14 protein-coding genes are annotated in these 17,116 nt (G+C 69.6%); 9 read left to right on the top strand and 5 right to left on the bottom strand.

Features of this window, described 5'->3' with window-relative positions; translation table 11 throughout:
- Window positions 1–19: 19 nt before the first annotated feature.
- The 3 genes from D5H78_RS10040 to D5H78_RS10055 form a co-directional block, all read right to left on the bottom strand.
- Window positions 20–559 (bottom strand): RES family NAD+ phosphorylase, encoded by a 540-nt coding sequence (locus D5H78_RS10040; RefSeq protein ID WP_119950353.1) that lies wholly within the window; start codon window positions 557–559, stop codon window positions 20–22.
- 9 nt (window positions 560–568) lie between these two features.
- Window positions 569–1,195 carry a hypothetical protein gene (locus tag D5H78_RS10045; protein ID WP_119950354.1) on the bottom strand — a complete coding sequence of 209 codons (627 nt, stop codon included), beginning with the start codon at window positions 1,193–1,195 and terminating at the stop codon, window positions 569–571.
- Window positions 1,196–1,571: 376 nt separating this feature from the next.
- The gene (locus D5H78_RS10055; protein ID WP_133412040.1) at window positions 1,572–1,853 is read right to left on the bottom strand and encodes a hypothetical protein; all 282 of its coding nucleotides are present in this window, start codon (window positions 1,851–1,853) and stop codon (window positions 1,572–1,574) included.
- Window positions 1,854–2,567: 714 nt separating this feature from the next.
- On the opposite strand from D5H78_RS10055, the gene D5H78_RS10060 reads away from it, so the two are divergent.
- A complete protein-coding gene (locus tag D5H78_RS10060; protein ID WP_165865689.1) occupies window positions 2,568–3,008 on the top strand; it encodes a copper chaperone PCu(A)C in 441 nt (146 codons plus the stop codon).
- Between the two features lie 237 nt (window positions 3,009–3,245).
- Here the strand turns inward: D5H78_RS10060 and D5H78_RS10065 are convergent, their stop codons facing one another.
- Window positions 3,246–4,652 carry a sensor domain-containing phosphodiesterase gene (locus tag D5H78_RS10065; RefSeq protein WP_165865690.1) on the bottom strand — a complete coding sequence of 469 codons (1,407 nt, stop codon included), beginning with the start codon at window positions 4,650–4,652 and terminating at the stop codon, window positions 3,246–3,248.
- Between the two features lie 346 nt (window positions 4,653–4,998).
- On the opposite strand from D5H78_RS10065, the gene D5H78_RS10070 reads away from it, so the two are divergent.
- The 8 genes from D5H78_RS10070 (at window position 4,999) to D5H78_RS20460 (ending at window position 14,998) form a co-directional block, all read left to right on the top strand.
- The gene (locus D5H78_RS10070; RefSeq protein ID WP_165865691.1) at window positions 4,999–5,403 is read left to right on the top strand and encodes an STAS domain-containing protein; all 405 of its coding nucleotides are present in this window, start codon (window positions 4,999–5,001) and stop codon (window positions 5,401–5,403) included.
- Between the two features lie 499 nt (window positions 5,404–5,902).
- The gene (locus D5H78_RS10075; protein ID WP_245941646.1) at window positions 5,903–6,934 is read left to right on the top strand and encodes a phosphotransferase family protein; all 1,032 of its coding nucleotides are present in this window, start codon (window positions 5,903–5,905) and stop codon (window positions 6,932–6,934) included.
- A gap of 272 nt (window positions 6,935–7,206) precedes the next feature.
- Window positions 7,207–7,908 (top strand): hypothetical protein, encoded by a 702-nt coding sequence (locus D5H78_RS10080; RefSeq protein ID WP_133412041.1) that lies wholly within the window; start codon window positions 7,207–7,209, stop codon window positions 7,906–7,908.
- Between the two features lie 420 nt (window positions 7,909–8,328).
- Window positions 8,329–10,968 (top strand): SpoIIE family protein phosphatase, encoded by a 2,640-nt coding sequence (locus D5H78_RS10085; protein ID WP_133412042.1) that lies wholly within the window; start codon window positions 8,329–8,331, stop codon window positions 10,966–10,968.
- A gap of 692 nt (window positions 10,969–11,660) precedes the next feature.
- On the top strand, window positions 11,661–13,199 hold the full coding sequence (locus tag D5H78_RS10095) for a S8 family serine peptidase (protein WP_165865693.1): 1,539 nt from the start codon (window positions 11,661–11,663) through the stop codon (window positions 13,197–13,199).
- A 168-nt stretch (window positions 13,200–13,367) separates the two neighbouring features.
- On the top strand, window positions 13,368–13,640 hold the full coding sequence (locus tag D5H78_RS10100; RefSeq protein ID WP_119950363.1) for a hypothetical protein: 273 nt from the start codon (window positions 13,368–13,370) through the stop codon (window positions 13,638–13,640).
- A gap of 203 nt (window positions 13,641–13,843) precedes the next feature.
- On the top strand, window positions 13,844–14,365 hold the full coding sequence (locus D5H78_RS19760) for a YdeI/OmpD-associated family protein (RefSeq protein ID WP_218566461.1): 522 nt from the start codon (window positions 13,844–13,846) through the stop codon (window positions 14,363–14,365).
- 48 nt (window positions 14,366–14,413) lie between these two features.
- On the top strand, window positions 14,414–14,998 hold the full coding sequence (locus D5H78_RS20460; protein ID WP_342782448.1) for a YdeI/OmpD-associated family protein: 585 nt from the start codon (window positions 14,414–14,416) through the stop codon (window positions 14,996–14,998).
- 564 nt (window positions 14,999–15,562) lie between these two features.
- Here the strand turns inward: D5H78_RS20460 and D5H78_RS20275 are convergent.
- The gene (locus tag D5H78_RS20275; protein ID WP_133412043.1) at window positions 15,563–17,062 is read right to left on the bottom strand and encodes an RHS repeat domain-containing protein; all 1,500 of its coding nucleotides are present in this window, start codon (window positions 17,060–17,062) and stop codon (window positions 15,563–15,565) included.
- Window positions 17,063–17,116: the final 54 nt, after the last annotated feature.

The raw sequence follows: 17,116 nt of genomic DNA on the forward strand, positions 1-17,116 counted from the left end.
CTGCACGCCTGCAGGATCCCTAGAGGTGTCGCACGAGCGCGAGCACCCGTTCGGTGGGGGCCCCGGCGTCGACGGCAGCCCAACCGCGCAGGTGCGCCCATCCGTCACCGAACAGCACCAGCACTTCCCCCTCGCGATCCTGCGCCTCCTGCAGGCCGCCCACGACCACCTGACCTCGCGCCGCACCAGGTAGGAGTGCCGCGCTGGGAGCTCTCAAGGCCTGCGCCCCGGCGTGCCGATGACGAGCAGCCTCTGCCTGACAGGCGGGGTAGGTATCGGCCCCACCGGTCAGTTGAGCTGGCGGGAGCGCGGGGACCGCGGCGCTGCTGATCACGTCATCGGGTACCGCGACCGCCCAGAGCCTGCGAGCGATGCCCTGCAGGTCCTGCGGGTCAGTGATGGCCTCGTGACGAAGGAACTCCGCCCACGCGCCGTCCGCGGTGTCGGCGAGGTAGTTGGCTGGCCCGCTTCCGTGCGAGTGCCAGCGGGCTGCCGGTTGAGCGGAGCCCTCCCACAAGAAGGGGAAGCGGGGATCTGCGTGTCGGAACAGGATCGTCATGGCGCAGGGTCAGGAAGCGCCGGCGGCGGCGCCGGCGAGGGCAGCGGCGAGGTCCCGTACCCGCGCTGCCGCCGGTCCGTCAGGGTCCCAGCCGCCCCCGAGAGCTTCCCACGGGGACTGTCCGTCGAGCTGTGGCCGAGGACGCAGGAACCACCGACGGATGCCGTAGTCGTTGTACGCCCCGCTCAGATCCGCGACGATCAACGCCAAGACGTGCAGCCGGTCCGCGACGTCCTGAGGAGTGCTCCGGGTTCCGGACGCGTAGCGACGCACGCTGCTGGTGCTGATGCCCAGAAGCAGGTTCAGGAGGTCCTCGCCAAGAGTCTCGAGCAGACTCGGCCACTCCCCGGCGGGCATCGGCGAGTGCTCGCTCTGCTCGAGCGCACGCTGCAGGTTGTAACGCCACGAGTCGGCGCCGGTCTTCACCTGCGTCGCCAGCAGTGCAGTGCTCACCCCGTGCTCGGCCAGGCCGCGGAAGACCTGCTCGAGCAGGTGGGCGTCGAGACGACGGGTGTCGCTGTCCTTCGGCAGAAAACCCATCACGGCGCTGCGGGCAACCAGCCGGACAGCTGCCTGCGCATCGGCGGCATCAGCGCCAAGGGCGTCACTGACGGACTCTATTCGGACCTCCATCATGCTCCAAACGCTACCCGAAGGCGGTCCGCAGTGCGAGTTGTCAACTGTCCCGTCCGCCTCAACTGCTGACATACGCGCGGATCGCGCTGAGCGAGGTGCTCGATGACCGCCCCGTCGGTCCGGCACGCGCACTCGCCATCGCCTGCCTGCCTGCCTGCCGCCACAGTGCGTGCAGCTCAGGTCAGGCAGCAGAGGTGCGAGCCGAGCGTGTCCCGGGCTCAGCTGCGCCTCGCGTCGGCGCCTGGCGCGGTCAGGTCCGGGACGGCGGCGCAGGCGCGGATGCAAGTCAGCCGGCGGTAGCGGTAGCGGTGGCGGTGGCGGTGGCGGTGGCGGTGCGTCGGACCAGTAGGGCTGGTCACCGCGTCGCGCGGCCGACTCAGGAGGCGCAGGTAGGGCCGACTCGCAGACTCGGAGATCGCTGCTCCGTGTCGGTCTCGGACCGGACACGACAGAGCAGCGCGTCCTCGTCGTCGTGCAGGGCATCGACCTGGTCTTGCAAGGCGCGGCGGTGCTGCTCGAAGCACTCGTACTGGCTGCAGTCCACGAGGATCTGAGCGGCTTCGTACGCGTGCCGTCGGTCGCAGGCGTACAACCAGCGGACCCGCCCCGGCACAGCCGTCGGCACGGCCGCTTGAGCCACGACCGCATCGAGGGCCATGACGTACACCTCTAGCGCCAGCACTGCTTGTGTGCTGCACCGTGCTCGGTGCCGTGGGTCCTGGGAGTCTTCGGCACAGCGCGCAAGCACGGCTTGGACTCGCAGGCGTGCCCCTTCGAGCGGAAGTGCAGGCTTGCGCATGACGAACGTCATGGCCCCTTGCTCCAACCCATCCTCATATCACCTTCTGTACCCCGAACTGGGACAGAACGTGCACACTGACGGGTGCGTGACAGGGGGTGTGGCGCTCCCGCAGTCCCGGTGCGCCACGGCTCGGGCCTCGGCTCGACTCCAGCTGGCTGCCGGCTGCCCCAGCCGCTCCGGTCCGCGGCTTCGGTTGGGCTCAGGACGGGTCCAGCCCACGCCGGCAGGCCGTGGCTGGCTCCGGCGGCAACGTCACGCTTCGAGCACGGGTCCATCCGCGCTCCGGTGCAGCATCTCGACCCGCTCAGGCGTCGACCATGCGGACAGTCCTTCTTACGGCTGTCCTGCGTACGGCTTGCCTGCTCGCGGCTTGCCTGCTCGCGGTCTCCCTGCTCGCGGCCTCCTGCTCACCGCCTCGCCAACCCGAGCTGGTCACGACCCTGCAACGTCTGTGTTCTGGCGGTGGGCCCTGGGCAGGTCGAGGTCATGCGAACCTCGCGACGTTCCACCGGCGTGGTCTTGGTGTTCAGTGCCGCTCTACTGCTTGCCGCGTGCGCGGGGGATCCTGCAGTGGACGCTGAGGGCGAGTCCGCCGCCACCACGCCGGACGTGGCCGAGTACGACGACGACCGCGGGGTCCTGCTCCGTGGCGGGTACCTGGCCGAACCTCCAGCGGGCGCGCGGGCCTGGCCCGAGGGCAGTGATGTTGCTCTGCAGGGCCGACTGCTCAACGAAGCCGCGACTGACGACGCGATCCTGTCCGCGTCATCGCCGGTTGCGGCCAGCGTCGTGCTGCTCGATGCGGACGGGCAGGTGGTGGAGGCCTTGCCGCTGCCTGCCGGCCAGCCCGTTGACCTCAGTCCGGCCGGGCCGACGGTGCTGCTCCGCGGCATCACCGGACCCCTGACCGAGGGTGCTTCGGTGCGCCTCGATCTCGTTACCCGCGAGTCAGGCACCCTGCCCACCTCGGTCCAGGTGCTCATCGAGGACCCGGCTGTGGCGCTGCGATGAGACCTGCAGCCAGAGCGTGAGTTCGCCCGCCCGCTGGCTGCCCCCGTGGTGATCGGGGCTGGCGGCACACCGCGTCCGTTGTCCCGTGCTGACGTCAGCTCGGGTGCTGCGCTACTGCCGCGGACAAGAGCAGCAGACTCGGGGCTGGGTCAGCGGCTGCGCGCGCAGTGGAGCCGAGGGGTGTTCAGGCGCGGAGGGGTGCACACCGGCAGGCGGTCCGCGGGCTACGTCCCGACGTCAGCTCGATCCTGGGTGATCTGGAGTGGTGGTTGTGCAGGTGGTGGCCGTGCGAGGCGCTGCCGATGGTCGGCCGTAGAAGTAGCCCTGTGCGAGGTCGACGTCGAGCTCGCGCAGCAGCGAGGCGGTCGAGCGGTCCTCCACGCCCTCGGCGACGGTGGTTAGGCCTAGGTCGCGTCCTGCGGCGGCGACGCGTCCGAGAAGTCTGCGGGCGCGTCGGTCGCTGGCGATGCGGCTGACCAGGCTGCGGTCGAGCTTGAGCCCGGTTGCGGGGGTGTCGAGCAGGGCGAGCAGGTTCGCATAGCCGGTGCCGTAGTCATCGAGCAGGACGGTGATGCCGCGCTCGCGCAGCTGGCGCAGCTCACGGTCGCGGATCAGCGGTTTGCTCATGGCGGATTCGGTCACCTCGACGGCGAGGCAGCTGGAGGGCAGGTCGTGGCGGTCCAGGGCGGCTAGCACGCGGGCTGCGGCGCCGGGCGCGGTGAGCTCCCGCGCAGACAAGTTGACCGCGACATGCAGGGGGGCGCTGGCGGTCGCGCGCAGGCGGGGCAGAGCGTTCAGGGCGTGCTCGAGCACGGCTGCATCGAGGGCGCAGATGAGTTCGCCGGTCTCGAACGCCGGCAGGAAGCGCTCCGGTGTGAGGAGGCCGTGCTGGGGGTGCTGCCACCGGGCGAGCGCCTCGTGGCCGACGACCTGGTCGTCGTGCAGACGCACGATGGGCTGGAAGTGGGCGGTGAACTCGCCGCGGGTCAGGGCGCGGCGCAGGGCTCGCGGGTCGCGTGCCTCGGCGACCAGGCGGTCTTCGCTCGTACCGAGGGGGGCTAGGCCCTGCTGCTCGTCGCTGCGGCGCAGGTCCAGCAGCGCTGCTGCCTGCTCGGCGAGCGCGGTCAGCGTCTGCAGTTCAGTGGGGCCGTAGTGCCGGGGTGTGGTGTCGAGCACGCACAGCGCTCCTAGCGCCAGCCCGTCGCGGCCGATCACCGGTACGCCGGCATACGCGCGGATGCCCGGGGCTCCGATGACGCTGCTCAGTTCGCGATAGCGCGGGTGGCGGTGAGTGTCAGGCACGACCAGCGACTGCTCGACAGCGACGACGTCGCTGCAGATGGAGGCCGAGCGCGCGGCCGACGCCTGCAGCGGCCCGACGCTGGCCTTGTGCCACTGCCGGTCGCTGTCGACGAAGCTCAGGGCCGCCATGGGGGCGTGCAGCAGTGTCGCGGCGAGCTGGACCAGCCGGTCGTAGACGGGCTCTGGAGTGCTGTCGAGGATGGCGTAGGAGCGCAGCGAGGCGAGCCGCTCCAGCTCCTGCGGATGCAGCCGGACCGCGTCCATCGTCCGCGAAGCCCTGCCCGCGCTGAAGGTGTCTGATCCGCTGAGGGCGTGGTGCAGCGGCCAGCGGATCGAGCTCACGGTCGTTACCTCCAGCGAGGGCTTGCGGTGTAAGGGGGGGCTTGCGTTGTAACGGGGCTGGCTGCCGGTCCGGGCACCCATCGGCGCGTCACGCCGAACCCTGAGGCAAGATCATCGACAAGCATGATGGTCCGCGTCGATCAGGAGCCGTCCGCCGCGGCCCACTGGCGGCTGACAACGTTCGTACGGTGCCCGTGCGGCCGTTCACGTGAGGTAGCAGGGCTCTAGTAGCAGGGCTCTAGCGTGGCTGTGGCGCCGTGCGGCGCTGCGTTCGTTCCTGACGGGCCGCAGTGGCGGCGCGGGCCCTCGCAGCGCGTCCGGCGCTCGTCTCCGCTACGGTCCCAGCGTGGACGGGCTCGACGTGCGGGAGTCCCGGATCGCCGGCCTGACGGTGGTCGACCTGGTCGGCGTCCTCGACCTCTACAACGCGCCGGCAGTGCGTTCGCGCCTGCTGGGACTGCTCGCCGGGGGCTCGCCGAGGTGCGTGCTGGATCTCGACGGTCTCACGTTCATCGACACCGCTGGGCTCAGCGTCATCGTGGGTGTCGTCAAGCGGTGTCGGCGCGCCGGAGGCGACGTCGTACTGGTCGTCACCACACCGGCGGTACTGCGCCTGTTGCGGATCACGGGTCTGGACACGGTGACGGTCATCAGAGAGTCGGCAGCGGCCGCGGCGGCGGCGTTGCAGGAGTCGACGACTGGCCGTGCTGCTGAAGGATGGCCAGGCAGTGCGCGCTGGCCGCGGACGTGACACCAGCGCCAGCGTGTAGCAGCGGGTTTGATCGCGCTGGGCAGAGCGCCGTCGACAAGGGCCCAGCCGGTAGATGAGACGGCGTGCAGATGAGACACCGTGCAGATGAGACACCGTGCAGATGAGACGCCGTCGGATGAGGCGCCGTGCAGATGAGACACCGATGAGAGTCCGCTAAGCATCGGACCGGCAGCGGGTGCACCTGCCTAGCGTGTGCGGGATGTGGACCGGCAGGCTGCACCTCTCAGACCAGGCTCTTCCTGACGCTTCGGGGTCCTCCTCGTCCTCGTCGTCGTCGTCTGCGTTGAGCCGGGCACGCGAAGCGATGCAGCTGGTCGAACTCGCTCTGCGCGAGACCCGCCTCGGGGTTAACGGTGCTGTCAGTGACGTCGACTGGGTCTTGCACGGTGAACGGCTGCTGCTGCCGGCGAGAGCGAGAGCCCGCGAGCATGGCAATCTGCCGCAGAGCGTGCTCGAGGGGGGGCTGCTCGGTCACGCAATGCAGCGTGTGCCGTCGGCACGCGGGGGCGAAGGGTCCTGGAGCAGGCGCGCCCGAGGGCAGGGGCCGGCGCCTGCTGCGAGCCTCGAGCCGTCGCCGCAGGGATGGTCGTCCGTGCCGGAACCGCCTGCGGGGAGCCGCTCCGCCTCGTCCACGGCCGGAGGACTCTGCGCGATCCTGCTACCGCGGCTGCACAAGGATCAGGCGCGGGTCCGCGCCTTCCTCCTCGACGAGGACGAGGTTCCCCTCACGCTGGCGGCGGAGCGCCCGCGCCCACCGCGTCCACCGCGTCTGCGCCCTGGCCGGTGGCGGCGTCCAGCTGCGGCAACGCGTGACGGTGAACGAGCTCGGTCTCTGCTGGTCGACGCGCTTGCCCTGCGGACCCCTGCTCTGCGGGCACGCGGCACTGCGGGCTCCTGCGCATGGCTGCTTGAGGAGAGCCTGCCGGGTCGCCACGTGAGCGAGGCCGAGGCAGCTACGGTCGCAGGGCTGGTCGCGCAAGAACTCGTCGAGGCTTGGGGCACCCTGGCGCACGCACTGCGCGAGGCTCCTCCGCCCTCGCGCAGCCGGTCGAGGTCTGCCCGCGCGGAGTTCGATGCGCTGCTGCGCCTGCCCCACGTTGACCCGTCGGTACGCCGGATGGGGCGGCAGGTGGACGCGTTGGTGCGCACTGCGGGCTCGGTGGTCGTGGGCCCATGCCACGGAGATCCTGTGCTGGGGAACGTCCTGCGCTGCGACACGGGCGGGCTGGCACTGATCGACTGGGAGCTTGCCGGTTTCCGGCCGTTGGCAGCTGACTTGGCGAAGCTCGCCTTGACGTATCCGCGCAGTGACGACGCGCTCGCGCTCTTGGAGCGCGAAGCCGCCCGGGTATGCGGAGCCCGCTGGCGCGGACAGGTCGCCGCGGTGCTCGTGCACTGGTTGAGCCGGTGGCGTGCCACCGCCGCGGTGCATCAGCGCAGCGGGCGAGCCGTGCACCAGCAACGCTCGCTACGGCGCCGGCTCGCGCTGCTGCAGGCACTCGCTCGATGAAGCCGGCGCGCCCACGGGGAAGCAGCTCGAGCAGTACGAGTCGTCGGGGAGGCCGAGGTCGACGTGATTGCGCCGGCTCCGGGCCGGCCTTGGCGAAGCGTGTTGAGCGCTACTGGGCGGGGAGGGTGTCACGGCTTGCAGCCGACCATCCCAGCGGCCGCCCGCACGAGACGCTGTCCTGGCATGTGCGGCTCGCCCAGCCGCGAAGAGGCTTCCGTGCAAGGGCGGACTCCGTGCGCCGGCGTCGGCTCCGGTGGTGCGCGGTACTGCCGGTGGCCCTGCTGCTCGGCGCGCTGGTGTTGCGTAGCACGACGCAGGACACGTACGACTGGGTCGTCGACGAGGACGGTCCCGTTGAGTGGGCGACGGTGCTCGTCTACCTGGCGGCCGCGCTGCTGGCCGTGACGGCGGTGCGTCGCATGCATCGGGCCCAGCAGCGGTTCGCTGTCGTGGTGTGGTCGTTGTTGGGGGCGGCGTTCGTCGGTGTCGCTGTGGAGGAGGTCAGTTGGGGTCAGCGCGCCTTGGGTTTCGACGGCCCGCAAGCTCTGGTGCAGCGCAACCGCCAGCAGGAGGCGAACCTGCACAACCTGCTGCGCAGGCCCTACCTGCACGGGGCCTACATCGCGGTCGGCGTCTACGGAGCCGGCGTGGGGCGGTCTCTGCTGCGCAGGATCCCGTGGACGCGCAGCCGTTGTTGGTACCTCGCACCTGGGCCGCAGGCTGGTTGGTGCTTCGGTGTGCTCGCCGCGGTCTACCTCTACTACGAGCTCGGGGAACCGGTCGCGGAGTCGCTCATCGGCCCGCACGCCGATTCGCTGGCGTTGGGCCTGTCGCGGCTGCAGGAGGTAGGAGAACTGTGCCTCGCACTCGGGTTCCTGCTCTTCGCTCTCGCCGCCGCACGCGAGGCGCGCTGCCGGGCCCAACGTGACGCGCCGCGTCCGATGCCTGAGGCGAGTGGGCGACCTCGGGGGTAGCGGCGATCGCCACAGCAGGCGCGCCACCCCCGCCGCACCGAGAGTCACTCAAGCGCGTCACGACGACGGCGCTGGTACTCGGGCACGGCGTCTACGACACCGCCGCGGCGCCGGCGCTCGACATGGCGTGTTCCTCGACATGGCGCGTTCCTCGACATGGCGCGTTCCTCGACATGGCCTGTTCAAGGACTCGACGGGCCTTGAGGACCCTGCCCACTCGTACGGGCGCGGGCACCGCGGGCGCGGGCGCTGCGGGCGTGGGCGCTGCGTGACCAGTTCTTCGCCATCATGGGACGACGGTCAGCAGAGGTCGTACCAGAAGCCTCGGGTTGGTGATCGCCAGAGCTGCCCGATCGTGCACAATGTGTCCGCCCGGCTACGGGTGCGGTGCAACTAGGACAAGGACCGGCAGGGGTAGTAGTGACGAGCGCGGACGGGTTCGACAGCGCCACGCCGGCCGCGCAGGTCCCAGCGCAGTCTGCTGCAGTGCCACGTGCCACCTCACCGCACCGGGCCCGACGCCGTCGTGGCGGTCCGGGCCACAGCCCGGCGCTGGACCGCATAGCCGGCCTGGCAGCGCGCCTGCTGAGCAGTTCGTCGGCCCAGGTGTCACTGCTGACCGAGGTCCAGACTGTTGCTGGAGGGGCCGGCCTGCCGACTGGTGTCCTCGGCGCAGACACCCCGCTGTCCGAATCACTGTGCGCGGTGACCGCTGCCCTGGGCAGGCCGCTCGTCGTTGCCGACGCCGAGGCCGATGAGCGGGTGGCCGGCTTGCCGCCGGTCACCTCCGGGGCGGTGCGGTCCTACCTCGGTGTCCCACTGATCGCCGACGGCACGCCTCTGGGTGCGTTGTGCGTGTTCAACGCGCAGGTCCACTCGTGGTCCGAGTCGGACATCAACCTGCTCGAGCAGTTGGCGGCGTCGGCGGTCGCCGAGCTCGAACTCACGGCGCTTAACGTGGAGGCCGAGACCAGCCGGCTGCTGTGGGAGCTGGCGATCGAGGCCGGCGGTGTGGGGACCTTCGACTGGGACCTCGCCAGCGGCAAACTGAGCTGGGACGACCGCCTCGTCGAGATGTTCGGCTACCGCCGCGACGACTTCGACGAGAGCATCGAGGCGTTCAACGCCCGCGTACACCCCGCTGATCGGTCCCGGGTGAGCCAGGCGCTGCAGGAGGCGATCGACACCTGCGGAGTTCTCGAGGTCGAGTACCGCATCCTGCTGCCCGAAGACACGACCCGCTGGGTCGGAGCTCGGGGTCGAGCGTTGTGCGATGAGCAAGGCCGCAGCGTGCGCCTGCTCGGCGCCGCCTACGACATCACCGGCCAGCGCGAGGTCGAGGCCCGCCTCGGACGGGTGCTGGAGTCGATGTCGGCGGCCTTCTACTCCCTGAACCGGGACTGGCGCTTCACCTACGTCAACGCCGAGGCCGAGCGCCTATTGGGCCGACCCCGTGAGGAGCTGCTCGGCGGAGTGCTGTGGGAGCTGTTTCCCGCCGCCGTGGGCTCGGACTTCGAGACCAACTACCGCCGAGTGATGGCCACGAACGAGCCGGTCAGCTTCGACGCCTACTACCCGGCGCCGCTCAACGGCTGGTACGAGCTGCGGGTCTGGCCGAGCGAGGACGGGCTCAACGTCTACTTCCTAGAAGTCACTGCTCGTCGAGCCGCCCAGGAGCACGCCGAAGCAGCAGCACTGCGAGCCGGACTGCTCGCTGAGGTCTCCGAGGAGCTGTCCAGCCACCTCGAGCCGCAAGCAGCAGCCAAGCGCCTGGCCCGCCTGGTCGTTCCCACCCTCGCTGACTGGTGCGTGGTGAGCCTGGCCGAGGACTCCGCTCACGCCGACACCGCCCGGGGGCTGCAGGACGTCGCCACCTGGCACACCGAGCCGGACATGGCCGAGGTCCTCGAGCGCTGCTCCGAGCAGCGGCTGGGAGCTCTAGCGGCTGAGGTGGTGCTGGCTGAGGCAACCAGCGACCGGCCCGTGGCTGTGCTGTCCAACGCGGCAGCGACGATCGCCGCCGAAGTCCAGGACGCTGGGACTCGCCAGCTGCTCGAGAGGTTGGCGCCGGACGCGGTGGCGGTGCTGCCGCTCGGTGCCCGAGGTCGCACGGTGGGGGTGCTCAGCCTCTACAACGGCGCTGAACGAGGACCGCTCAGTTCCGCTGAGCAGCACACCGCACGAGAGGTCGCCGAACGCGCCGGCCTGGCGCTGGACAACGCCCGGCTCTACCGCCAGCAGCGCAGGCTCGCCGAGGAACTGCAGCGGGCCATGTTCACCGCTCCCCCCGAGCCGGACCACATGCAAGTCGTCGTCCGCTACCAGCCAGCGACAGAAGCCGCTCAAGTCGGCGGCGACTGGTACGACGCCTTCTTGCAGCCTGACGGCGCCACGGCCGTGGTGATCGGCGACGTCGTCGGCCACGATGTCGTCGCAGCAGCGGCGATGGGGCAGGTCCGCACGCTGCTGCGGGGCATCGCCGCCGACCGGGGCGAGAGCCCAGCTCAGATTCTCAGCCGGGTCGACCACGTCATGGAGACCCTGCAGGTCGGCACGACAGCAACTGCCGTGCTCGTCCGCTTCGAGCAGAGCGCCGACGAGCGCGAGCGGGGGATCACCCGGATGCGATGGTCCAACGCAGGCCACCCGCCGCCCATGATCATCAACCCGGACTCCACGGCCACCGTGCTGGCGGGAGTGGAAGCTGATCTGCTGTTGGGGATCGAGCCCCGCGCCCGACGCATCGACGCCGAAGTGATCCTTGACCGAGGCGCCACGCTCCTGCTCTACACCGACGGACTCGTCGAACGTCGAGGTCAGTCTCTCGAGGACGGGCTCAACCTGCTCAGGGACCGCCCGTCCAGCGTGAGAGGATCAGGGTCGCCGACCCTCGCAGTTGCCAGTGGCCACGAGGGCCCGGATCTGCTCCAAAGCGAGGTTCAAGCGGTGCTGTGCGACGGCGTAGTCGCGCATCGGGGGAGGGGCCAGCAGCAGCGTCCACGCCAGTGGGGCCGGGAAGCCGCAGGTACCTCTTCAGCCTGTGAGCCTGTGAGCCTGTGAGCCTGTGAGCCTGTGAGCCTGTGAGCCTGTGAGCCTGTGAGCCTGTGAGCCTGTGAGCCTGTGAGCCTGTGAGCCTGTGAGCCTGTGAGCCTGTGAGCCTGTGAGCCTGTGAGCCTGTGAGCCTGTGAGCCTGTGAGCCTGTGAGCCTGTGAGCCTGTGAGCCTGTGAGCCTGTGAGCCTGTGAGCCTGTGAGCCTGTGAGCCTGTGAGCCTGTGAGCCTGTGAGCCTGTGAGCCTGTGAGCCTGTGAGCCTGTGAGCCTGTGAGCCTGTGAGCCTGTGAGCCTGTGAGCCTGTGAGCCTGTGAGCCTGTGAGCCTGTGAGCCTGTGAGCCTGTGAGCCTGTGAGCCTGTGAGCCTGTGAGCCTGTGAGCCTGTGAGCCTGTGAGCCTGTGAGCCTGTGAGCCTGTGAGCCTGTGAGCCTGTGAGCCTGGGCACCCCGCCTCTGTAGGTCCAACGGCCCCTGCCGTTCAGGTGCTCCTGAGGGCAGTCTGCCGGAGAGTGCCATGACAGAGAGTCGAGAACCCCAAACTTTGAGTCATGACTTTGGATGTCGCCACTGCCACCTCGGTAACCGGGGCCGCGGTCCACACCTTCAGCTGGCCCAGCTGGCGGCGCGCCCGCCGGTCGGCGTTGGCCATGAGCCTCGCCTTGACGGCGACCCTCGCTCCTGTGGGCCCAGTCGCCGCTACGGCCATGGGTGGGCAGGCGACTGCTACTGGTGCCTTCCTCGAGGAGGAGTGGGGCGACGACGACACCTACGAGGACGAGCAGGCGTCGCGGTTCGACGGGACGTGGAAGGCTGACCACGACCAGGGCTCGCTGTACTGGATCACCAAGCACTACGGCGCGCATGATGCATGGGGCAAGTCCGCGCCCAACGGTGGCAAGGTCACCGGCCGCGGCGTGACCGTGGCGGTGATCGACACTGGCGTCGCCAAAGTCCCCGGCCTGGACCTGCCCGGCAAGGTCATCGACGGGCCGGACCTGTCCTACGACAGTCAACGCGCTGGCACCCGGTACGTCGACGGCTACGGGCACGGCACCCACATGGCGGCAATCATCGCCGGCCGCGACGCCTCGGTCCCGGTCGGCGGGGAGAACGACGCCAAGCACTTCGTCGGCGTGGCCCCCGACGCGCGGATCCTCAACGTCAAGGTCGGAGCGAGCGACGGCGGCGCCGACGTCAGCCAGGTCATCGCCGGTATCGACTGGGTCGTCGCGCACCGCAACGACAACGGCATGAACGTGCGCGTCATCAACCTCTCCTACGGCACCCTGTCCCAGCAGTCAGCGGCGGTCGACCCGCTGGCGCGCGCGGTGGAGAACGCCTGGAAGAAGGGCGTAGTCGTCGTCGCCTCGGCCGGCAACGACGGCGCCGCCGCCGCTCGCCTGGCGATGCCCGCTGAGGACCCGTACCTGATCGCCGTCGGCGCGGTCGACCACCGCGGCACCGAGGACCTCAAGGACGACCGGGTCGCCGGGTTCAGCAACGCCGGCAACAGCGCCCGCCGGCCCGACCTGCTCGCCCCCGGCAAGTCCGTCGTCTCGCTGCGGGTACCCGGTTCGGATGCTGACCGCCATCACCCCGCGGGCCGCGTCACCGGCGACGTCGCCGGCCGGTACTTCCGCGGCAGCGGCACATCTCAGGCAACCGCCGTGGTCTCCGGTGCGGCCGCTCTGCTGCTGCAGGCCCGCCCCACGATGACCCCGGACCAGGTCAAGGCGCTGCTGCGCGTCTCGGCGGACAAGCTCGTGAGCTACCCCAGCCCGGCCATGGGCTCCGGTGTGCTCGACATCAAGGGCGCCCTCGATACCTCGACCCCCAGCGTCAACACCGCCCGCCAGGTCTGGACAGCGTCCACCGGCCTCGGCACTCTCGAGGCGAGCCGTGGCGGGGACAATGTCGTCGACCCGAGCAACGGACGCTCGCTCACTGGTGAAGTCGACGCCCTGGGCGCTCCCTTCGACGCCGCCCGCTGGGTCGCGGCCTCCACCGCCGGCACCGCCTGGGTCGGCGGCACCTGGAACGGACGCACCTGGACCGGCAGCGCCTGGACCAGCACCGGCTGGGCGCCGGCCGGTTGGACCGGCACGTCCTGGTCCGGACAGGACTGGGCCACCCGCACCTACTCCAGCGACACCTTCCTCGCGCGCAGCTGGCGCGGAGAGCAGTTCCTCGCCCGCAGCTGGCGCGGCAGCACCTGGCTCGCCCGCAGCTGGCGCGGCTTCTAGAACAACATCGGCTGGTGACAAGCAGTGCCGGTGCCACTGGCTCCGGTGTTGCTTGTCTGCTGGGATGGCCCGGGCGGCAGAGCCTCGGACCGACTGACAAGCGCCGCGGGCGTTTCGGCCAGCGGCTGTAGCGCCCTGACTGTCAGAGGTACTTGCAAGGCTCGACGGGTGGACGCACAGCTGGCAGACCTGAACGCACGAGCGGCCGCCCTGGTCGACGCCTGGCTAATCGACGGCGACCACGAGGTGCTCGACCGGCTGCAGGCCGTTGTGCGGGTCAGGCGGGACTACCTGCAGCCGGCGCTGCTGCCGTTGCAGTCCGGCTGGGAGGGGCTGATCGCGCGCATCGAGCGTAACCAGGTCGCGAACCCGGAGCATGCCTACCCCGCCGTTTTCGCTGCACTAGCCGGCCCGCTGCTCGCCGGGCCTGGTTGTCGGTGACCCTGCGCTGATGGCATAGCACGACGACAACGAGCCGGGCCGACGCGCTGCGGGGTCGCTCAGGAGTTGGACGCGCTGCGGCGGCTGTACTAGGTCGACGTGCCCGGAAGTTCGGGGTGGCACTGCTCGCTGAGCCTGCGCGTCGCTGAGCCTGCGCGTCGCTGAGTCTGCGCGGCGGAGGAGGGCTAGCTCAGCGACAAGCAGTGGCCGCGATCGCGGGCGACGCGGACGACTTCGTCGACGGCATGAGCGTCGCCGGTGACGCTGTTGACGCCGGGTGGGGCACGTCGGGGGAGGGGAGGCACCCGTACCGGTCGGTCGCCGTGCGCCACGGGCTGAGCTCCGCGCGCTTCGCCCGCGCGTGGTGTGCCCGGCGCCGCGGCTCTCCAGCACCTGAAGCATCGGCGGTCGCGCGGCTGCGCCTTGAACAACGCCAACATGGAGGTCGTCGTGGCTGCGGAGGAGGCGAACATGTGAGTGCGGACTACCCCGACCTGCCGATCGAAGGCCGCGACCAGTGGCGCTCATGGCTGGCAGGGCACGGCACCGTCGCCCGCGGCGTGTGGGTGGTGACGTGGAAGAAGGGCTCAGGCGAGCCCCATGTCTCGTATGGCGACCTCGTTGAAGAAGCGCTTGCTGCTGGGTGGGTGGACTCGCGCCCCCGCGCCGTCGACGACCGGCGCTCCGCGCTGCTTGTCACCCCGCGCAAGCCCACGAGTCGATGATCCCGAGCCAATAAGCAGCGCATCGAGCGCTTGCTCGCCGCCGGCCTCATGCAGCCTCCCGGACTCGCAGTTGTCGAGGCCGCCAGAGCCTCCGGCACCTGGAACGCCCTCGACGACGTCGAGGACCTGCGCGAGCCCTCCGACCTGGCCGGCGCACTCGATGCCCAGCCTGCGGCCCGCGCCCACTGGGACGCCTTCCCCCGCTCCACCCGGCGAGGCATCCTCGAGTGGATCCTCACCGCGAAGACCGACGCGACCCGACTTCGCCGCATCGAGCAGACCAGGCGTCGCGCCCTGACGGCCGTCAAGCGGGACCCTGGTGGGGCGCTCCCGCCCGAGCCCGCATCCGAGTGGAACGCGTCACGAGACGCTAACCGGGCTCGCGGAACCGGACACCCGATCGTTCCTCGACTTGGTGGCAGCGCTACTGCCGTAATTGACCGAGAACCCCTTGCGCCCGCCCCTTCGCTGGGGCGAGGACCTGCGGCCTACCTGTCGGACCTCAACGGCGCCCCGTCGGCGAGAAGGCGCTCCTGCACGCGGCCGACCCGAACCGCCCCTCATCGCCCGCATCCGCCATGCCATTTTCTGGCGCTAGTCCCTGAACCCCCTTTAGTAGCGGTCACGGCTTGACTACCGGCCATGTCGGTCTCGCTCGGCGTGCTCACGCCCCGTGTCGCCACCAATCGAGCTCGTAGGTCTCCCGCGGCCGCATGGGAGCAATACGTATGCTGAGTTCTGCAATCTCTCCAGCCAGAACTAGCACGTCTCCCTCCTCTACGCGAGTAGCGGTCAATTTGCTCTTGTTCGGAGAGAGGCCTACCCAGGCTTGTGCCAGTACCTCTTGGCGCGCAGGCATGCGGTGCGCCCGGACCTGCTGCTGAGCGAGCCCGGTCGCTGCGTAGTGCTGTCTCACGCGCTCACGATAGATGCTCGCGAGGACCTCCGGTGGACCCGCCATCCCCCTCCGGGCAGTCATTATCAGAACTAGGGAAGCGTCTGCGATTTCTCCTTGCTCCAAGGTCAAGCTCCTCATGCGCCGCCCCCGCCAACGCGCTTCGAGTAGGGTCGGCACTCCGTACCTCGAGAACGGAGTCAGTGCAAGAGGAGGGATCCCGGCCGAGCGCAGCACCTCTTGAGGCAATCGCGGCTTCCAACCATCTGCGTCTCTGAGTGACTCCACGTCTTAGCTTACCCCTACTGAGCCAGGTCCAGGTGCAGGGGCCTGGAGATAGAGACCCCGAAGCCGATGGCAGTGGCAGTAACGATCACATAGACGGGCCCAAAGGTGTCCGCCTCGAAGTCGTACGAGTCATATATCTCGTACGTTCCAAAGAGAGATTCTCCACTGTCGATTTCGGCGTGGTAGTCGCCAGAGGCGATGACGAGGTAACTGAAGCTCCACGCGAACACCCTGAAGTCTGAGACTATTCCCACAATGACTTCGCACACACCAAAGTCGCAGGTCAAGCTCGCCGAGAAAGTTCCAGCGTCACCTCCAGAAGTGGCAGAGGCTTTGCCAGCGATGCGGCCACTCGGGTCGACAAGAGTGGTCGGCTTGTTGTTCACGTATACGTAGCGGCCAACATATGGGTCCGCAACCTGCGCTGGGTGCGGGTCGGTTTGGGTGAAGCGGCCGAGGTGGGTGTCGTATTGGCGGGCGCGGAGGTGGTAGGTGTCGGTGAAGGTGTCGTAGTACTCGCCGGTGTAGCGCAGGGGGTTGGTGGGGGCGCCGGCGGTCTGGGTGCTGCGGCGTAGGTCGCCGTAGGCCTCGTAGTTGTACTGGGCTTGGACGGTGCCGGTGGCGTTGGTGAGGGCGGTGACGGAGCCGAGGCCGTCGTAGTGGTAGTAGAAGGTGCCGGCGCCGGTGGTCATGGCGATGGTGTCCAGGCCTTGGGTGTAGCGGCGCTGGAGTGCGTTGCTGCCGTTGGTTTCGCGGGCGAGCTGGGGCAGCGGGTTGTTGAGGTCCCACTGGTACTTGGTGGTGTTGGCCGCGGCGGGTGCGGTGGTGCCGGTGCTGGTGGCGGCGGTGAGGCGGTTGCCGTCGCCGTCGTAGGTGTACCGCTGGGTGCTGCCGTTGGTGGCGCCGCCGGTGCTGGTGGCGGCGGTGAGCTTGTTGGCGTCGTTGTAGGCGTAGGTCATGCCGCACTGGCGGGTCAGGTTGCCGTTGTCGTCGTACTCGTAGTTGGCGCAGGGCCCGGAGGGGCCGTCCTTGGCGGTGAGCTGGTCGGCGGCGTTGTAGGTGTAGGTGGTGACCTCGTTGACGCCGCCGACGGGACGTTCCTTGGTGGTGCGGTTGCCGTTCTTGTCGTACCGGTACTTGAAGTAGGTGTCGGTGGTGGCGCCGCTGGTGTCGCAGGAGGTGGTGTAACAGGCCTGCAGCAGCATGTTCCACACGTTGTACTGGTAGGTGACGACCTCGTCCTGGCGGGTGATGCGGGTGGGGTTGCCGTTGGGGTCGTAGTCGTAGGCGGCGCTGGACAGCACGGTGGTGCCGCGCTTGTTGGTGAGGGTCTTGAGCTTGCCGGCGTTGTCGTAGGTGCGGGTCTCGGCGTGCCCGTTGCCAGTGGGCAGGGTGGTCGTCTTGAGCAGCCCGTCAGGGCGGGGTACTGGGTGACGTATGCGGGCCCATGGCCAGCGAGCGAGGCGGGGCGCGCTGCGGCGGCGCAGGTGCGTCGTCAGTTCGACGGCTCGCAACTGCAACTTCTCGAGTGAGCTCCGTGCCGCTGAGCGCCGAAGTCCCGCGCAACC

Origin of the sequence: Vallicoccus soli (genome assembly GCF_003594885.1) — a bacterium.
GTDB classification, from domain to species: Bacteria; Actinomycetota; Actinomycetes; order Motilibacterales; family Motilibacteraceae; genus Vallicoccus; species Vallicoccus soli.